Genomic DNA, 1,504 nt, shown 5'->3' with positions numbered 1-1,504 from the left:
GCGGCCGCTCCCCCGCCGACCCGCGCGGCGCCGCCGCCACGCGCGGCACCCTCCATCCGCAGACCGTCGACGCGATGCCCCGGCGCCGCCCGGCCCGGCGCGCGCTGCCGCAGATGTCCCTGCCGTCGCTCGCGCTGCCGCACCTGCCCCTGCCCCTGCCACAGCTCGCGAAGGTGCGGCCGGGGCGGTCGCCCGCCGAGAGCGCCACCGGTGTCTGACCTCGGGCGGGTGCTCCGGCTGGACGCCCGCCGCACGGCGCTGCTCGTCGCCGTGCCGGTCCTCACCGTGCTCGGGACGGCGGCGGCGTGCCTGTCGCTGAGCCCGGCGGTCGCCTACTGGGACAACAGCGTCGTCGCGCTGGTCAACGCCGTCCGCCTCCTGGGCCCGGCCGCCGCGGGCCTGGCCGCGTGGACGGCCGTCCGGGAACGCCCGCTCGACTACCTGCGCGACCTCACCGCCCGCTCCCCCGCGACGGGCGTGCTGTTCGACCTGCTGCTGCTGTCGTCCGCCGCGCTGGTCTCCTACGTCGCGGTCACGGCGGTGGTCGTCGCCGTCACCCTCGTGCACCCCCACGCCGGGCACCCCCACCCGCTCGGCGCGCTCTCGGGCGCCGGCGCGCTCGTCCTGCACGTCGTCGCGGGCTACCTGACGGGACGCGTCGCACCGCACCGCGCCACCGCGGCCCTCGTCCTGGCCGCGACCTCCCTGTGGGCCGCCCTGCGCATCCCCGGGACGTCCTGGTGGAGCCTGCTTCCCCCGGCCGCGTTCTCCCGCGTCCAGCTGTTCACCACCCTGCGTCCCGAGGTGTTCGCCGTGCAGGTCCTCTGGGCCGCGGGGCTGACCACGGCGCTGATCCTCGGCTACGTGATGTGGGCGACGCGGCGCTTCCTGCTCGTCCTGCCCCTGGCGCTCGCGCTAGCCGCGACCGTCTCCGCCACCCTCGCCCTGCACCGCTCCGGCGGGACGGTGGCGCCCGCCCAGGCGGAGCCGGTGTGCCGGACGTGGCCCCTCACCGTCTGCGTGCACCCCGCCCTGCGGGAGGCACTACCCCAGCTGATGGCGGCGGCGACCCCGCTCGCCGCGCGGCTGAACGGCACGCCGGGAGCCTTCACGATGGTCGAGCAGCGTCCCGCCTGGATGCCCGTCGCGGTGGCGAACGGCGTCGCCGCCGTCCACCTCGACGAGGACCTCGCCCCCGGATACGCGTCCCGGGCCGTCCGGCAGATCAGCGAGGCGCTCAAGGACGAAGGGGCCTGCGCCTCCGGCGACGGCTACCGCGCGCTGGTCGACGCGTGGCTTCTCGGCGACGAGCCCCCGGCCGCGGCCGGCACGCGCGCGGGCCACCGGTTCGCGTCCTGGACCGAGCAGCGGCGGCGCGACTGGCTACGGCTCCACTTCGCCGAGTACCGCGCCTGCGCGCTGGGCCCGCGGGACTTCCACGCCCCCCGCACGACGGAGAGCCGCCTCCACGACGTCCTGGACACCCGTCCCGCGTGACCGCGGC

Annotated in this window: 2 protein-coding genes; both read left to right on the top strand. The window is 77.6% G+C overall.

Features of this window, described 5'->3' with window-relative positions:
• A partial coding sequence (locus AB0C69_RS42205) for a hypothetical protein (protein WP_360362555.1) occupies window positions 1-218 on the top strand: 218 nt, incomplete at its 5' end.
• Complete coding sequence (locus AB0C69_RS42200) at window positions 211-1,497, top strand: hypothetical protein (RefSeq protein ID WP_353835405.1); 1,287 nt, start codon at window positions 211-213, stop codon at window positions 1,495-1,497. The genes AB0C69_RS42205 and AB0C69_RS42200, both read left to right, overlap by 8 nt.
• The last annotated feature ends 7 nt before the right edge of the window (window positions 1,498-1,504 follow it).

The organism is Actinomadura sp. NPDC048032 (genome assembly GCF_040653175.1).
GTDB classification, from domain to species: Bacteria; Actinomycetota; Actinomycetes; order Streptosporangiales; family Streptosporangiaceae; genus Spirillospora; species Spirillospora verrucosospora.
The sequence above is the reverse complement of the archived record's forward strand: the minus strand, read 5'-3'. Positions and strand labels throughout refer to the sequence as shown.